We start from the raw sequence: 15,112 nt of genomic DNA on the forward strand, positions 1-15,112 counted from the left end.
TGCAAAATTTGTGCAGGGCAGCGAGCGACCAAAGGCGCAAATTAGCCTGCCCAAGCCCGCACCCGCTGCAATCGGCGAAGAATTCGGTTGGCAAGCTCCACGCCCATAATAGGTTTACAGAGATAGTCATCTGCACCCACTGTAAAAGCCTGATTTTGGCTAGCGGCATCAGTTAGCACACTTAAAAATAATACTGGCAACCGCTGCCAATCGGGATCGCTGCGCAGGATTTGACACAGTTCAAACCCATTCACCTGGGGCATATTGACATCGAGTACCAGCAGATCAGGCATGACGGACTGTAACACCGTTAAGAATTGTTGCGGATCGGCTAAGGTTGTGACCTTAAATCCCCAGGGCTTCAACAGCGTTGGCAGCATTCGTAGCCAATTCTGATCATCATCCACAATCATCACCCTGGCGGGTGAGTCAGAACCACGCAATAGACGAACTGCCGCTGAAATGACCTGATCTGGAACAGCTGAGGGTTCTAGAAAAAGTTTTCCACCCGATCGCACAATCTTGAGTCGATCGCTCAACTCGCTTCGATCGCCCACTACCAAAATTGGCAGCGCAGGATGACGGTGTACCCATGTTTGTAACGTTTTCCAAAGATCGTCTATGGTGCTACATCGATCAGGATCTTTAGGCGAACCGTCAGGAAATCGAAAGAGGATGACATCGGGAGATTGCTCCTCTGCTGGCTCCAATGACGCAATTTCTGGCGCAATTTCTGGCGCAATTCTAATGTGAATGCCTCGATCGATCGCGACAGGCATCAGAGATTGATTGAATTTAGCATCGGTGCTAACGACCAGCAGCAACGGCACTCTCCCCACAATCTGAGGAGCTTGAATCGTCCGATTGTTTTTAATCTCCTGCTGGAGGGCGATCGCCAAAGTCTGCATCAGCTCCGCCTGTTTGGGGTGAAGCGTTTCGCCCAACCAATGCTCTAGCTGGCGTGAGAGGTGCATGGCTTGAGTAAGTCCAAAGACTCCCAGCGTACCCGCTAGCTTGTGTGCGACTTGCTGCGCCTGAACCTGCTGCGGGTGACTGAGGCGATCGCCCTGCAACTCTGCGGCGGCTTGCAGCAAAATCTCAGTTTGAGCCAGACACTTAGGCTGAGTCGTTGCCCAAGTTTCGTTGAGGAAGGTGAGGTACTGCCGCTGGGAATCTGGCTGGGAGATGGGAAAGAATGGAGACGTTTCTGATGAGGTGCTGGCGATCGCCAAACCGCCTGCCAAATCGCCCGCCAAATCACCTTTGAGGTGAGGCATCGTCGCCTCTTCTGTCTTTGGCTCTAGCGCCTTCAGGTAATATCCCCGTCCATGCAAAGTGGCAATGAAATCTGAAGGGGCACCCGCTGCCACCAGCTTGTGGCGCAACCGACGAATATGAGAACGCACCGTTGCTTCCGAGGGAAACTTCTCAGAAGACCAGAGGCGATCGAGAATTTCATCTGTACTCAGAACATGCTGGCTATCCCGCAGCAGCAGTTCCAGCAGCTCATACTCTTTGGTGGTCAAGATCAGCGGCTGCCCATCATAGCTAACTTCACAAGTGCTGGGGTCGAGCAGCAAGTCGCCACAGGTCAGCAGCGGAAACGGCTGGGTGCTGCCTCGACGCAGCAGCGCCCGAATCCGGGCAATGAGTTCTGCCTGGTCAAAAGGTTTGACCACATAGTCATCGGCTCCGGCATCCAATCCCTGCACTTTTGCCGTGCTGTTGTCCTGAGCTGTGAGCAGCATGATCGGAGTCGTGTATCCCTCGGCGCGAAACCGCTGGCAGAGACTAATGCCGTCTAACTTAGGCAGCATCAAATCCATGAGGATCAGGTCATACTCAAATGTAGAGCCATAGCTCCAGCCCATTTCGCCATCTTTGACGGCATCAACCACATAGCGCTGGGCAACTAGGCTTCGAGTCAGCAGGGCGATCAGAGACTCATCATCTTCTACAAGCAAAATTTTCATTGCCGCTACCAATGGAGAATTCGACTAATTTGTTCTGGCAAATCCAGTGAGTTAAACGGTTTGGTAATCACACCGCTGACCCCCAAATCATTGAACTGACGCCTTTCTGCCGTCTGAGCCTTTGCCGTCAAGAGAATGACAGGAATTTTCTGAACTTCAGGATGCGCTTGGAGTTCTTTAAACGTGGCAATACCGTCCATATCTGGCATCATCACGTCTAACAAAATCACGTCGGGCTGTTCAGCTTGTGCCGTCTCAATGCCCTTGAGTCCAGAACTGGCGGTCAACACTTCCCAACCTGCCGCTAGTTTGATGCCAAATTGCACCACCGTTTGAATCGTTTCTTCGTCATCAATGATTAAGACTCGTTTGGAGAGCATGATGGTGGGGCGATCGCAAAGGATACGAAAATAGAATGTAGATGCTACTCATTCAAGAACAGGTACAGTGAATGAAAAAATGCTGCCATATTTAGGAAAACTCTCTGCCCAAATTCTGCCGTTATGCTGCTCAATGATTTTGCGGCAGATGGTCAGCCCCAATCCTGTCCCTCCTTTTTTGCGCGAATCGGAAGAATCAACCTGCTGGAATCGCTCAAAGATTCGCTCAAGCTGATCGGCAGGAATGCCCTGCCCTTCATCTCGCACGCGAAATATGACTTCAGACTGCCCCTGCTCTAGGGTTAACCAGACAGTTTTACCTTGCGGTGAAAACTTGATGGCATTGCTGAGTAAATTCGTCAGCGCCTGCAAAATATAGTCTGCATCCGCCCAAATTGAGACACTCTGGGGCTGTGTCACCAGACTCACTCCATGCTGCTGTGCCAAAGCCTGCATTGCTTCTGCTGCCTGGATTGCCAAATTTGCCGCATCGCAGATCTGCCGATCGATAATCACCTGACCCGACTCAATCCGCTGCAAGTCCAAAACGCTGTTGATCAGCCGCACAAGCCTTTCGGTGCTGTCATCCGCGATCGCCAACATTTGCTGCCCTTCATTAGACAGCGTGCCCAGCCGTCCGGTCGCCAGAATTTTGAGGGCGCTGTGCAGAGAAGTGAGCGGCGTTCGCAGCTCGTGGCTCACCACCGAGATAAATTCATCCTTCATGCGCTCAATGGCTTTGCGATCGCTAATGTCGCTCGTCAGCGCAAAAAAGCCCTTCACAAGCTGCTGGTCATCCCGGTGCGGAATGTAGGTAATGTCTACGGAGCGGCGATTGCCATTCTTCAACACAATTTCATTCTCGTAGGCGACAACCTGCCCAGACAGCGCTGCCTCGATCTGCGGCTGCATTTGCGGATAGCAATCCACACCCCAAACTTGAGCTAGATGCGAACCGTAAATCGCGTCGGGAGACTGCCCCAGCCAGTCATCATAGGCTTTGTTGTTAAAGCGATAGCGCTGCTGATCATCCACATAGGCAATTAGCACAGGCATAGCATTCGTGATCAGGCGCAACTGCTCTTCACTCTGCTGCAACGCCGCCTCGATCTGTTTGCGATCGGTAATTTCTTGCTGTAGGCTGCGGTTTACCTCTTGCAGTTCCGCCGTGCGGGTTTCCACAACTTCTTCCAGATGCTCCAAAAACTGTGCCTGCGCCAGGGCAATGCTAATTTGATCGGCAAGCTGCTGCATTAGCTCCAGCTCAAACTCTACCCAATGGCGTGGACTGCTGCACTGGTGGGCAATCAGTAACCCCCAAAGCTGATTCTGATCCGATAGCGCTTGAGGATGGACTTGGACGATCGGCACAATTAGCTTGGCTTTAATCTGGAACTGCTCGACAAATTCCACCAGGCAGTCTGCCAGCCCAAAGGTTGAATCTTGGACGTCGGCGATCGCCCGCACCCGCCCCTGAGCATAAAGCTGTTGATAGGTTTCTGGAAAAACTTCTTCGGGAAACTCTAAGTCCAAAATGGTGGGATAGTCTGGCAACACGGCTTCGCTAATAGTTTTCCCGGTGCCGTTGGCAAACACCTGGTAGATCAGGACGCGATCGGCCTGTAAGATTCGCTGCACTTCTGTGACGGTGGTGTGCAAAATTTCTTTGAGCTGCAAGGACTGCCGAATTTTGAGCGTCACTTCCGAGAACAGCTCAATTCGCTGCCGCTGTCGTCGCAGCTCAGCCGCCATATCTGCCTTACGCTGACTAATATCGCGCAGTAGCAACAGATGGGAGTCGAGCAATATATTTGGCGTGAGGCTGTACTCTACCTCTCGCTGAACGCGATCTGCACTGCATAGACAGAGTTCTCCGATCAAAGATTGTCCAGATCGAAGACTTTGAGCAAACGACTCACGCTCAAAAGCGGTCAGAAAAGAGGAGAACGATCGCTTCATCAGCGCCCGACGAGACAGACCGAAGAGTTGGCAGGCTCTTTTATTCACGTCAATTAAGTTGCCCTGATTGTTGATCAGGGCGATCGCGTCGTGCAGATTTTCCAGCAGTGGCTGAAGCTGCCGCTTCTGATTTTGCCGCTGATGAGTTTTTGCACTCAATTGTTGACTAGGCTTGGGCACTCAATCTAATGCAAGCTAATGCAAGAAAAATGTAAGAAAGCTAATGCAAGAAAGTATTGCTCTTCTTTACTTAACCTATCGAAAGTTCAAGTTTTATCAGGTTAATATTGCAAAACTTAATAGGCATTCTTTACTCTCCTTCAAAGGACAGCAGGAGTTTGCGAAGCAGAAGGGTCAACGACTCACGCTCTGACTTATCCAGAATACTGAGGAGGCGATGTTCATTAGCAATGTGAGCTTCGACAGCTTTTTCAATCAGCTCAAAGCCTGTCTCTGTGAGGACAATGAGAGTGCCTCGCCGATCGCCAGGAGCAGGAATGCGCTTCACCAATCCGGCATTTTCCAAGAGGTCAATCCGGTGGGTCATGGTTCCCGATGAAACCATCAGCGCATTAAATAATGCGGTGGGTGAAAGCTGATAAGGCTGACCCGCGCGACGGAGGGTAGCCAACACATCAAATTCGCCGACATTCAAACCAAACTCTGAGAACGTTTCTTGAATCGCTCGTTCTAAGTGCTTGGCTAATCGCGTCATTCGTCCGACGATCGCCATCGGTGAAGCATCTAAATCAGGGCGCTCGCGCTGCCACTCCGCCAAAATCTTATCGACTCGATCACGATCCATTTCTGACTTACAGCGCTTTGCGCTTGATTAAGTGTGGATTATTTTTGTAGAAGCCTTGCTCCGCAGGGCTTCTACAAAAATAACTGTAGTCTATGCAATTGAAAATTGCTGTATTGCCTAAATATCTTGACACTAGATATCTTGACATCAAAATAAAAGCTATAATCTTGACATCAAGTATCTTATCTTCAAGACAAATTAGCAGGAGAGTTCAAGATGGGCGGGCGGACAATTTATCTTTTGGCGGCTCTTATGGGCGGAGCGGTTCTACCCGTTCAGGTCGCGCTGAACACAGTGCTGCGGCGCTACGTGGGAGAACCAATGCAGGTGACGTTTATTTCATACCTCGTGGGCACATTGGCATCGCTCACGCTGTGTTTCTTGGCGCGATATCCCGTTCCTGCCTGGGGTTCGCTTGTTCAGACCTCTTGGTGGATGTGGGTTGGCGGCTGTTTAGGAACTTTGTATGTGTGGTCAACCATTTTTGCCACCCCTAGAATTGGAGCCGCTCTTGCCCTTGGACTGACCATTGCGGGTCAGATGATTGCAGCCCTTTTCCTCGATCACTATGGTGCGATCGGACTGGCGAAATATCCGGCAAGCCCAACCCGCATCGCAGGAGTTGTATTGGTCGTCTTGGGGGTTTCCCTGGTGGCGTATGTCAAACGGTAGATCTCAATAGACCTTTTGCAAATCAGGTTTTGTGGAGCATAGCCTCACAAAACCTAACCCCAAGACTCTACTCTGCAAGAGAGCTAATATTCTAAAAACAGCAGGTCAAATTCTTCTGCCGGGTAGGGTTTCGATCGCGCTCTGGGCAGCGAACCATCTACGGGCAGCAAACTGTCCACAGGTATCGAGTCACGCATCTGGTGAGCTTTAGCTTCCAGGCTATCAACCTGACCTTCTAACACCGTCAGACGGCTGAGAATTTGCAGTCGCCGCAGTTCGATATCCTGTAGCTCTTGCTGAAGCCGATTTTTCTCGATCGCCAATTTATACAGATCTAAGACTGCCGCTGCCTCAGTTTGCTGACGCGGCATGGTGCTGATCTTAGGCAAAATCCGACCTTTGGAGGGAGTACGCATGAGAAAATGGGGGAATGGGAAAGTATCGTCATTATGCCCAATCAGTGTGCCCCAGGGGAGCGATCGCAAACCAGGCTCTTTAACTTTTGCAACACCGTGTTGTCAGCTACAGTTCTCAAGTCTTTGGGTCACTGACAATAAGCCTCTAGTCAGCTTTACGGGTCAGCTTTTCTGATCAGCTTTAATAGCGCTGACTGCTCTTCATTTATGAAACCCCGAATTATTGTCTGTGGCTTGGGTCGTACAGGCTACCAGGTCTTTTGCTTGCTGAAGCAGCAGGGAGCCAAAGTCACAGGAATTCACGATCGCCCTCTCTCAAACCACGAGATGCCGGGAGATGATATTTTGATTGGCGATATGGGTTCGGCAGCCACACTGCTGGCGGCGGGTATTAAAGAAGCCCAGACGCTAGTGCTGGCAACCCATAATGACTCGCTTAACCTGGCGACTTTGACGCAAGCCCGCGTCCTCAATCCCAAAATCCGCATCATTAACCGTTTGTTCAATTCCAGCCTGGGCGATCGTCTCGACCAAACCCTACCCGACCATTTTTCTATGAGCGTCGCGGCTTTGGCGGCTCCGGTGTTTGCCTTTGCGGCCTCAGGCAATCGGGCGATCGGTCAACTGCGCCTCTTCAATCAAATTTGGCCGATCCATGAAGAGCTGATTGACGAAACCCATTCCTGGCGCGGTCGTAGGCTGAGCGAACTCTGGGAAGATCGATCGCGAATGTTGATCTACTATCTGCCAGCCCACAATCAAATGGATCTGGTGTCGGCAGTGGTCTGCAACAAGCATTTGCAGACGGGCGATCGTCTCATTGTCGCTAGCAAGCCCGAAATGCGACCCCGACACAGCTCTCTGAATCAAAGGTTTTTTGGTTTTATTTTGGGACTGCGGCATTTTCAGCGCCATGTTCAGCCCACCGTGATGATTACGCTGATCTTGCTGCTCACCATATTTGCCGCAACGCTCACCTACACGACCGCCAACTCCAGAATTTCGGCGATCGATGCCCTGTACTTTTCTGTGGGTCTAATTACCGGAGCCGGAGGGAATGAAGGCGTGATGGAGCAGGCTCCTCTAGACATTAAAATCTTCACGGTCGTGATGATGCTAGTGGGCGCAGCGGTCATCGGCTTATTCTATGCCCTGCTCAACGACTTTGTCTTAGGCACAAGGCTTCAGCAGTTTTGGAACACGGCACGGGTGCCCCATCGCCATCACTATGTGGTTTGCGGTTTGGGGGGTGTGGGCGTACAAATTATTCGGCAGTTGCGAACCAACGGCTGCGAAGTTGTTGTGATTGAGCGAGACTTGAACAACCGATTTTTGAATGTTGCCCGATCGCTCAGGGTGCCTGTGATTCATGGTGAGGCAAACCTAGATACGACGTTGCAGGCCGCACGGCTTGCTGGCGCCTCTGCCCTGATCACCGTTACCAGCAATGACGTGACAAATTTAGAAATTGCCCTGACCGCAAAGGGCATTGCGCCCAAAATTCCGGTGATTGTTCGCAGCCAAAATCCCCAGTTCGCGCCCTTAGCTCAGCAGGTGTTTGAGTTTGAGGCTGTCTTGAGTCCGGCTGACTTGGCAGCTCCGTCCTTCGCGGCGGCGGCGTTGGGCGGTCGCATTTTAGGGAACGGCATGACGGCTGGAATTTTGTGGGTGTCGATCGCCACAGTGATCACGCTCGATCACCCGTTCTGCGGCAAGCGCATCAAGAACGTGGCAATGGATGCAGATTTTGTGCCGCTTTACCTAGAAACAAAACGGCAAACTACCCACGGCTGGAATCTGCTGGATGTTGACTTAGGCGTAGGCGACGTGCTGTATTTAACGATTCCGGCAAAAAATTTGGAAATGCTGTGGCGCACCGAGCCGATCGCGCTGGGCAAGCAACTAAAGCGATCGATAGGCTGAAAAATCAGCATTAAAAAAGCTTCTGGGAGTCTGTCCATGTTTCGACCCCAGAAGCTTTTTGCTTAACTCTTTCCTCACACTCCACAACAATACCGCGGTGTCATTCGGTAGGGGGCGATCGGTGGACACTTCAGCAGTATTTTGCAGAGTGGCATAGCTCATACCTGGTTTTTCAGAGCAGATAGTGCTATTGTTCGCTCTGAAAATTTATCCTAGAAAAAGGCAGGTCGGTGACGAATCAGGCTGAGAAACTCTTCCCGCGTTTTGGAGTCTTCTTGGAAAACGCCAATCATAGCGCTCGTCACCGTCCAAGATCCTGGCTTTTGCACACCTCGCATCGCCATACACATGTGGGTGGCTTCCATCACTACCGCCACGCCTCGCGGATCAAGAATTTCTTGCACCGCTTCTGCAACTTGTCGCGTCAAACGCTCTTGCACCTGTAAACGGCGAGAATACATCTCCACAATTCGCGCCAACTTGCTCAAGCCCACCACTTTTTGGTTAGGAATATAGGCAACATGAGCTTTGCCCATAAATGGCAGCATATGGTGTTCGCAGAGGCTAAAGACATCAATGTCTCGAACCAGCACCATTTCGTTGTGTCCCTCATCGAAAATCGCGCCGTTAACCAGGTCTTCAAGCGACTGGTCATAGCCGCTTGTGAGAAAACGCATTGCTTCAGCGACGCGCTTTGGCGTTTTCAATAATCCCTCGCGCTCTGGATCTTCTCCCACGCCTAGGAGCATAGTCCGCACGGCACCCATCATGCCCTCTTGATCAACTGGAGGAGGGGACTGAGGCTTGGCTTCACGACCTTGAATTGTGGCGCGATCGGGACGAGGCTGAAGCGCAACTGGGCTTTCGGGTTGCTCCTCACCAATACTACTTGCACCGTTGATTCCATTAGAAGCAATAGTCATAACCGGAATGAAACTCCAAAGAGAAAGTCAGTATGAGTCTACGAATATGAATCCGTAAAAAGATTCTTAGTCATGCCTAAAGCGCACCCGCACTAGGCATGATGATGATTTCTTCAATGACCGCCTGGGGTGGAAGCAGAGCAGCATGAAGAATAGACTGAGCGATCGCTTCCGGGGTCAGCATCTTGGAGCGATCGAAATCAGCTTGCACCGTGTCTGTATCCCAGATGGGAGTGTTCACAGAGCCGGGGCAGACATTGACGACGCGAATACCGTTGGCTCTCTCCTCAACGGCAAGTATTTTGGTGAGAGAAATTAGCCCTGCCTTGCTGACGCTATAGGCTCCCCAGCCGGGAAACGCTTGATGTCCAGCGATCGAGGTCACGTTAATGATCATGCCCTGATGTCGCTGTCGCATTCCAGGCAGTACTGCCTGAATGCACTGAAAGACGCTGGTTAGGTTAAGGTCGATCACCCGCTGCCAGTCTTCCAGAGAAGTTTCCAGCAAGTCACCCGTGTAGCCCATTCCAGCATTGTTAATCAGAATGGTCGGCTGAAACTCGGCAGCGATCGCACTCACTGCCGCCTTTACCTGACCAACGACAGACAGGTCAAGCGGATAGACTGCCGCTCGACCCTCTGCTTCCTGGGCAACTTTTTCTAGGTCGGTGCGCGATCGGCTAACCAGCGCCATATCAATCCCCGCCTTGGCAAAAGCTAGAGCAGTTGCTTTGCCAATTCCGCTACTTGCGCCTGTAATCAGAGCACGATGTTGAGTCAAGACTGTCATGAAACCTTCCGAAGAGCGATCGAATTCGCCAGAACAACCTGCCAGTTGACGACTGGCTTAAACTTAAGGAATCCAAAGGCTTTTTAGGGAAACCTAGGCACTCCAAGAACCCAATCTACGCTACTGATCTGTGATGCAGGTTAAGAACACCTGAACAATCGAGAAAGATAAGCCTTTGAACAGCTGATAATTCTCATAGACATACAAAGTGCTACATCAACAAAAGTGCCACATCAACAAAGCATCATTGCTGAACCTTCATTCACAAGTGGTTCTGAATCAAGATTAAAGAATTGTAAACAATTGTTACTTGAAAATTATAGCACTGGCGATTGCGTTCTCTAAATGTGCAGACTTTGGGGAGCTATAAAGAGGAAGCCATAAATTTCCTCTTTGATCCTAAAGCATCAAGAGAAGAAGAATAATTACCCTCCAAGATCGGGTTGTACGACGCAAGTATCACAACGCAGTCTCAGACCTAAACTGCAGCTTCCGTAAACACGCCAATATTGCGAAATTTTTGGTAACGCAACTCCCGTCGCTCTTGGATAGAGAACTGAGACAGCACCTGGAGATTCTCAAGCAATGCCTGCTTGAGCGTGGCAGCAGCCAGTAAAGGGTCAGAATGAGCGCCGCCAATGGGTTCGGGCAAAATTTGGTCGAGAATCCCTAACTCTCTCAAATCGGGGGCGGTAATCCGTAGGGCTTCAGCTGCCTGGGGCGATTTGGCAGCATCTTTCCAGAGAATGGCGGCACAGGCTTCAGGGCTAGCGACCGTGTACACAGAATGCTCAAACATCATCAGGCGATCGCCCACACCAATGCCCAGCGCGCCACCTGAACCACCCTCCCCAATCACTGTGCAAATAATCGGCACCTCTAGCCGAAACATCTCCCGCAAATTGTAGGCGATGGCCTCTCCTTGCCCTAGCCGCTCTGCTTCCAACCCAGCATAAGCTCCCGGCGTGTCGATAAACGCAATGATTGGCATCCCAAAGCGATCGGCATGTTCCATCAATCGCATGGCTTTGCGGTAACCGCCTGGAGATGCCATGCCAAAGTTACGCCGCACATTATCTTTGGTGTCACTGCCTTTCTGGTGCCCTAACATCACAACAGGTCTGCCATCAATCCGACCTACACCACCTACCAACGCCAAGTCATCAATACCCGTGCGGCGATCGCCATGCAGCTCAAGCCACTCGTCGCTAATCGCCTGAATATAATCGAGGGTACTAGGGCGACGCGGATGGCGCGCCACCTGAATCCGCTGAGAAGGAGTAAGGCTACCAAAAATTTCTTGTCGAAGCTGCACAGAACGGGCTTCGAGCTGAAAAATCTGGTCAGAGACATCAACATCATTTTCTTCGGCAAGTTCTCGCACTTGGGCAATACGAGCATCCAGCTCTACCAAAGGTTTTTCAAAGTCGAGCAAGATGGGTTTGCGATCGGAAGCTGCCATAGCGTAAGAGAAGGTGGAAACTTAAAAGCTTTCAGTGAACATTTTACTCTACTGAGCCTCTTAACCCAGTTGATACAGGAGGCTCAGTAGACTGTGCAGCGAGTTTAACTGCAAGTTTCAGGAGATCGTAGACGAGGTTTTGGGTTGCGGATAGCGCAACCCAAAACCCAAAAAGTTAATTTTCAAAGGCGCGAAGCGCCTTTGAAAATTAACTTTTTAGAGACACAGATCAAAAAGCGCCCTCCCAAGGGAGAGCGCCTCAAAATCTAACTCAGGAGCCGACTGACCCGCCTCTAGCCGTTGATGGCAGGAGCAGTGATAGCCACAGGAGCCGCTTCACCCGCAGCCAAGTCCAACGGGAAGTTGTGAGCATTCCGCTCGTGCATCACTTCCATCCCCAAGTTCGCACGGTTCAAAATGTCTGCCCAGGTGGAGACCACGCGACCCTGCGAGTCGATGATGCTCTGGTTGAAGTTGAACCCGTTCAGGTTGAATGCCATTGTGCTGATGCCCAATGCCGTCATCCAGATACCCACCACTGGCCATGCACCCAACAAGAAGTGCAAGCTGCGGGAGTTGTTGAATGAGGCGTATTGGAAGATCAACCGACCGAAGTAGCCGTGAGCCGCAACGATGTTGTAGGTCTCTTCTTCTTGTCCAAACTTGTAGCCGTAGTTCTGCGATTCGGTCTCGGTGGTCTCACGCACTAGGGAGGAGGTGACCAATGAACCGTGCATCGCACTGAACAACGCACCACCAAACACACCTGCTACGCCCAACATGTGGAAGGGGTGCATCAGGATGTTGTGCTCAGCTTGGAACACGAACATGAAGTTGAAGGTGCCGGAGATACCCAAAGGCATGCCGTCAGAGAAGGAACCTTGTCCGATCGGGTAGATCAGGAAAACTGCGGTTGCGGCTGCAACAGGGGCAGAGTAAGCCACGCAGATCCAAGGACGCATACCCAGACGGTAGGAAAGTTCCCATTCACGTCCCATGTAGCAGAAGACGCCAATCAGGAAGTGGAAAACCACCAACTGGTAAGGGCCGCCGTTGTACAGCCACTCGTCGAGTGAAGCTGCTTCCCAGATGGGGTAGAAGTGCAAGCCGATCGCGTTGGAGGAAGGAACGACTGCACCGGAGATGATGTTGTTGCCGTACATCAAGGAACCGGCAACAGGCTCACGGATGCCGTCAATGTCTACAGGAGGTGCGGCGATGAAGGCGACGATGAAGCAGATGGTGGCGGAGATCAGGGTGGGGATCATCAGGACGCCGAACCAGCCGATGTAGAGGCGGTTGTCGGTGGAGGTGACCCACTCGCAGAACCGCGCCCACAGGTTAGCGCTTTCGCGCTGCTGTAGTGTAGTTGTCATGGTTGATGAGTGCTTGGATAAATTTGCTTGAGATGATGTAGGGTTTTCCGCCCATGGAATTAATGTAACGGTTTCTTTGAGATTTGTAAAGCAATCTTCTCAGATTTTCACTTTCCTTAAGATTTAATGGTTAACCGATCGCCCTTTTCATCCGGGTGGCCACTGCATCTGACGACCGCCCAAAAGGTGCAAATGCAGGTGGTGTACGGTCTGTCCGCCATCTTCGCCAGTGTTGATCACCACACGGTAGCCCTTGGCAAGTTCAAGCTGCTCTGCCACACGCTTAACAGTCAGCAACAAATGGCCTATCAGAGCATGGTCTTTAGATTCAGCATCAGACAGTTGGGCGATCGGCTCTTTGGGAATGATCAGCACATGCACCGGAGCCTGAGGATTAACATCCCGGAAGGCGAGACAGAGATTATCTTCATAGACAATCTCTGCTGGAATTTCACGCCGGATAATTTTGCCAAAGATAGTGTCTACCTTTTCACTCATAGAAGCCTCACTCATAAACTTAGTTCACAATTTAGTTCACAAAATGAAATCGAAAATGTTCTCATTTGCTGTAATTCTAAGGGGAGAGTAGGTACAGTAACTCTGCTCGCCCAGAATGATTTAGCATTTCAATGTTGTCCTTGCGACCTGTTGTAGTGCCATGGTTTGAGCAAATTGATTGACCTTCTCAAATTTGCGATGAGTGCTTGAAGCTCTTTGGCTGTAAACAACAGTTCGAGAGCTTTTTTGTTGCTTTATCCTTTTGTTGCTTCATCCTTTTGCATTGGGCACTCTAGCCACTGAAAGCCCTGTGCCGAAGCGCACAACGAAAGAATATGCTTGCAAAAGTTTGGAGTGCCGCTCTAGTCGGAATTGATGCCATCAAAGTGGGGGTAGAGGTCGATATTGCAGGTGAACTAACGGGATTTGTCGCACAGCGACAAGAAGATTACCTGTTTTTGAGCGAAGTGTCCTTAAGATAGCAGTCTGAGATCAGTTGTAAGCATATTGGTACTCCCAGAAGCAGTCGATTGGATTGGTATCAAAATAAGGACAGCCTAATGCCCGATGCCTGATGCCCATTGGAAACTACAATAGGGGAGAACATAATCACCTATTACTTATAATTAAATCGCTGTAATGCTTGCTGTATGGTGGTCATGCTTTGTTTAAATTTTCTATAGAGGGAAAAATAATTGTATACTATGGCATACTCCCATACAGATAAAGTCAGATTGGTATTCTGTATAATTATCCTCAGAAGTCAAAGTTATTTTTAATGTAGGATTATTGTCCAATTCATGGGGAACATATAGGGATTTTCTCATACGCACTTTAGCTCTGTGTTATTTTTAACAGCTAGAGTCTTGAGATTGTGTACTTCGCCTAAAATCCACGTACTTTGCGCAAAGCCTTTGAGAAAACCAAGCACTGTATACTGTATGACCATTTCTACAAGTGAACTTCTCGCTCTTCTGAATGAGTTTATTAGCGAGAACCAACTTAGGCTATCGCAGCATACTTTTATTGCAAGCGAAAGGCACAAAGATGTGAAGGAATGCCTGATGCATTTAGAAGGCATAGTGGGCAGAAATGAAGAAAATATTAAGAAACTGACAAATCCTCCACTTATCCCTGATAAGAGAGTATTGGGAAAAAAGCTAGCTGACAGTTTGAGCCAGTTAGAACAGTATTTGTACTCTACGTTCAAAGACGCCTGTGAGGTTGCATTCGATTATGTAGCGAAGTTCTTTAAAGATAGATCGTTTGTACTACCAAGGGTCTGTGTAAAAGTCATTGCGGGCGACCAGCTCGTGGTTTTATTTCGCCGCCCAGAACTTCAAATTCAAAGCTTAAACATATCTACTGATGGCAATACAGCATTTGAAAAAATTGCAGCAGGTGCAGACTACTTTATTTGTAATGATATTCCGGAAAGTGTTGAGAACGGGGGATATCAAAATGTAAGGCTTATCAAAGAGAAGGTTCTAGAGTTTAACAAGTCAGATTTCCGAAACTCTTTCTTGTACGACGACGAAATAGATGATGCAAGTAGGGCTTGGCGTGAATGTTGGAAGGAAATAGTTGTAGTTGAGGGAAATAGTCAGAGGACGATGCAACCTCCATTAGATAGTTGCTACAAATCTATTCTTGTTATCCCTATGTCTTTGGAGACGGGTAAGTTAGACGAGGCATTTGTATCACACTTCAACATTTCTACTGAATCAGGCAGAGCAATTTTTGGTTTCGTATCTTTTGACCATCGACATGTGGATTTTTTTGACGAAACTCTTGATGTCGCCTTTGGATACATTTTAGCCGATATACTATCGCTTTATCTGATTCAGCAATTAACTTATACGCAGTACTCGTCAATATATTACCAAGCAGCAACTTTACTAAGTCATCTAGGTCATTAATCTATTCTAAGGCTCA

The 15,112-nt window shown here is 49.7% G+C and carries 15 protein-coding genes; 4 read left to right on the plus strand and 11 right to left on the minus strand.

The window, feature by feature from the left end:
* Positions 1-41: 41 nt before the first annotated feature.
* The 4 genes from AC5JMP_RS25160 to AC5JMP_RS25175 form a co-directional block, all read right to left on the minus strand.
* Positions 42-1,973 carry a response regulator gene (locus AC5JMP_RS25160; protein WP_495854247.1) on the minus strand — a complete coding sequence of 644 codons (1,932 nt, stop codon included), beginning with the start codon at positions 1,971-1,973 and terminating at the stop codon, positions 42-44.
* A gap of 5 nt (positions 1,974-1,978) precedes the next feature.
* Entirely contained in the window at positions 1,979-2,353 is a 375-nt protein-coding gene (locus tag AC5JMP_RS25165; protein WP_495854248.1) for a response regulator, read from the minus strand.
* Between the two features lie 48 nt (positions 2,354-2,401).
* A complete protein-coding gene (locus AC5JMP_RS25170) occupies positions 2,402-4,492 on the minus strand; it encodes an ATP-binding protein (RefSeq protein WP_495854249.1) in 2,091 nt (696 codons plus the stop codon).
* Positions 4,493-4,622: 130 nt separating this feature from the next.
* Entirely contained in the window at positions 4,623-5,117 is a 495-nt protein-coding gene (locus AC5JMP_RS25175; RefSeq protein ID WP_495854250.1) for a MarR family winged helix-turn-helix transcriptional regulator, read from the minus strand.
* A 216-nt stretch (positions 5,118-5,333) separates the two neighbouring features.
* On the opposite strand from AC5JMP_RS25175, the gene AC5JMP_RS25180 reads away from it, so the two are divergent.
* Positions 5,334-5,789, plus strand: a complete 456-nt coding sequence (locus tag AC5JMP_RS25180) for a DMT family transporter (RefSeq protein ID WP_495854251.1) — start codon at positions 5,334-5,336, stop codon at positions 5,787-5,789.
* An 83-nt stretch (positions 5,790-5,872) separates the two neighbouring features.
* Here the strand turns inward: AC5JMP_RS25180 and AC5JMP_RS25185 are convergent, their stop codons facing one another.
* Positions 5,873-6,205: a hypothetical protein gene (locus AC5JMP_RS25185; protein WP_495854252.1), complete on the minus strand. Its 333-nt coding sequence runs from the start codon at positions 6,203-6,205 to the stop codon at positions 5,873-5,875.
* A 207-nt stretch (positions 6,206-6,412) separates the two neighbouring features.
* Here AC5JMP_RS25185 and AC5JMP_RS25190 point away from each other — a divergent pair, with 207 nt between their 5' ends.
* A complete protein-coding gene (locus AC5JMP_RS25190) occupies positions 6,413-8,128 on the plus strand; it encodes a potassium channel family protein (RefSeq protein WP_495854253.1) in 1,716 nt (571 codons plus the stop codon).
* Here AC5JMP_RS25190 and AC5JMP_RS25195 read toward each other — a convergent pair.
* The 6 genes from AC5JMP_RS25195 to AC5JMP_RS25220 form a co-directional block, all read right to left on the minus strand.
* Complete coding sequence (locus AC5JMP_RS25195; RefSeq protein ID WP_495854254.1) at positions 8,108-8,290, minus strand: hypothetical protein; 183 nt, start codon at positions 8,288-8,290, stop codon at positions 8,108-8,110. The genes AC5JMP_RS25190 and AC5JMP_RS25195 overlap by 21 nt on opposite strands.
* A 50-nt stretch (positions 8,291-8,340) precedes the next feature.
* Positions 8,341-9,051, minus strand: coding sequence for a GTP cyclohydrolase I FolE (gene folE, locus AC5JMP_RS25200; RefSeq protein WP_495854255.1), 711 nt, complete (start codon positions 9,049-9,051; stop codon positions 8,341-8,343).
* A gap of 76 nt (positions 9,052-9,127) precedes the next feature.
* Positions 9,128-9,841, minus strand: coding sequence for an SDR family oxidoreductase (locus AC5JMP_RS25205; RefSeq protein WP_495854256.1), 714 nt, complete (start codon positions 9,839-9,841; stop codon positions 9,128-9,130).
* Between the two features lie 478 nt (positions 9,842-10,319).
* On the minus strand, positions 10,320-11,303 hold the full coding sequence (accA, locus tag AC5JMP_RS25210; RefSeq protein ID WP_495854257.1) for an acetyl-CoA carboxylase carboxyl transferase subunit alpha: 984 nt from the start codon (positions 11,301-11,303) through the stop codon (positions 10,320-10,322).
* Between the two features lie 293 nt (positions 11,304-11,596).
* On the minus strand, positions 11,597-12,679 hold the full coding sequence (gene psbA / locus AC5JMP_RS25215; protein ID WP_495852956.1) for a photosystem II q(b) protein: 1,083 nt from the start codon (positions 12,677-12,679) through the stop codon (positions 11,597-11,599).
* 147 nt (positions 12,680-12,826) lie between these two features.
* Positions 12,827-13,177 carry a histidine triad nucleotide-binding protein gene (locus tag AC5JMP_RS25220; RefSeq protein WP_495854258.1) on the minus strand — a complete coding sequence of 117 codons (351 nt, stop codon included), beginning with the start codon at positions 13,175-13,177 and terminating at the stop codon, positions 12,827-12,829.
* 335 nt (positions 13,178-13,512) lie between these two features.
* On the opposite strand from AC5JMP_RS25220, the gene AC5JMP_RS25225 reads away from it, so the two are divergent.
* Together AC5JMP_RS25225 and AC5JMP_RS25230 are read left to right on the plus strand one after the other, a co-directional pair.
* Entirely contained in the window at positions 13,513-13,659 is a 147-nt protein-coding gene (locus tag AC5JMP_RS25225; RefSeq protein ID WP_495854299.1) for a hypothetical protein, read from the plus strand.
* A 459-nt stretch (positions 13,660-14,118) separates the two neighbouring features.
* Complete coding sequence (locus tag AC5JMP_RS25230; protein WP_495854259.1) at positions 14,119-15,096, plus strand: hypothetical protein; 978 nt, start codon at positions 14,119-14,121, stop codon at positions 15,094-15,096.
* Positions 15,097-15,112: the final 16 nt, after the last annotated feature.

The sequence above is a fragment of the Drouetiella sp. genome (assembly GCF_059504425.1).

What these genes read in the sequence shown, in the direction of transcription:
- AC5JMP_RS25160 (WP_495854247.1), bottom strand. Translation starts at nt 1,973, where the DNA reads ATGAAAATTTTGCTTGTAGAAGATGATGAGTCTCTGATCGCCCTGCTG.
- AC5JMP_RS25165 (WP_495854248.1), bottom strand. Translation starts at nt 2,353, where the DNA reads ATGCTCTCCAAACGAGTCTTAATCATTGATGACGAAGAAACGATTCAA.
- AC5JMP_RS25175 (WP_495854250.1), bottom strand. Translation starts at nt 5,117, where the DNA reads ATGGATCGTGATCGAGTCGATAAGATTTTGGCGGAGTGGCAGCGCGAG.
- AC5JMP_RS25180 (WP_495854251.1), top strand. Translation starts at nt 5,334, where the DNA reads ATGGGCGGGCGGACAATTTATCTTTTGGCGGCTCTTATGGGCGGAGCG.
- AC5JMP_RS25185 (WP_495854252.1), bottom strand. Translation starts at nt 6,205, where the DNA reads ATGCGTACTCCCTCCAAAGGTCGGATTTTGCCTAAGATCAGCACCATG.
- AC5JMP_RS25190 (WP_495854253.1), top strand. Translation starts at nt 6,413, where the DNA reads ATGAAACCCCGAATTATTGTCTGTGGCTTGGGTCGTACAGGCTACCAG.
- AC5JMP_RS25195 (WP_495854254.1), bottom strand. Translation starts at nt 8,290, where the DNA reads ATGAGCTATGCCACTCTGCAAAATACTGCTGAAGTGTCCACCGATCGC.
- folE (WP_495854255.1), bottom strand. Translation starts at nt 9,051, where the DNA reads ATGACTATTGCTTCTAATGGAATCAACGGTGCAAGTAGTATTGGTGAG.
- AC5JMP_RS25205 (WP_495854256.1), bottom strand. Translation starts at nt 9,841, where the DNA reads ATGACAGTCTTGACTCAACATCGTGCTCTGATTACAGGCGCAAGTAGC.
- accA (WP_495854257.1), bottom strand. Translation starts at nt 11,303, where the DNA reads ATGGCAGCTTCCGATCGCAAACCCATCTTGCTCGACTTTGAAAAACCT.
- psbA (WP_495852956.1), bottom strand. Translation starts at nt 12,679, where the DNA reads ATGACAACTACACTACAGCAGCGCGAAAGCGCTAACCTGTGGGCGCGG.
- AC5JMP_RS25220 (WP_495854258.1), bottom strand. Translation starts at nt 13,177, where the DNA reads ATGAGTGAAAAGGTAGACACTATCTTTGGCAAAATTATCCGGCGTGAA.
- AC5JMP_RS25225 (WP_495854299.1), top strand. Translation starts at nt 13,513, where the DNA reads ATGCTTGCAAAAGTTTGGAGTGCCGCTCTAGTCGGAATTGATGCCATC.
- AC5JMP_RS25230 (WP_495854259.1), top strand. Translation starts at nt 14,119, where the DNA reads ATGACCATTTCTACAAGTGAACTTCTCGCTCTTCTGAATGAGTTTATT.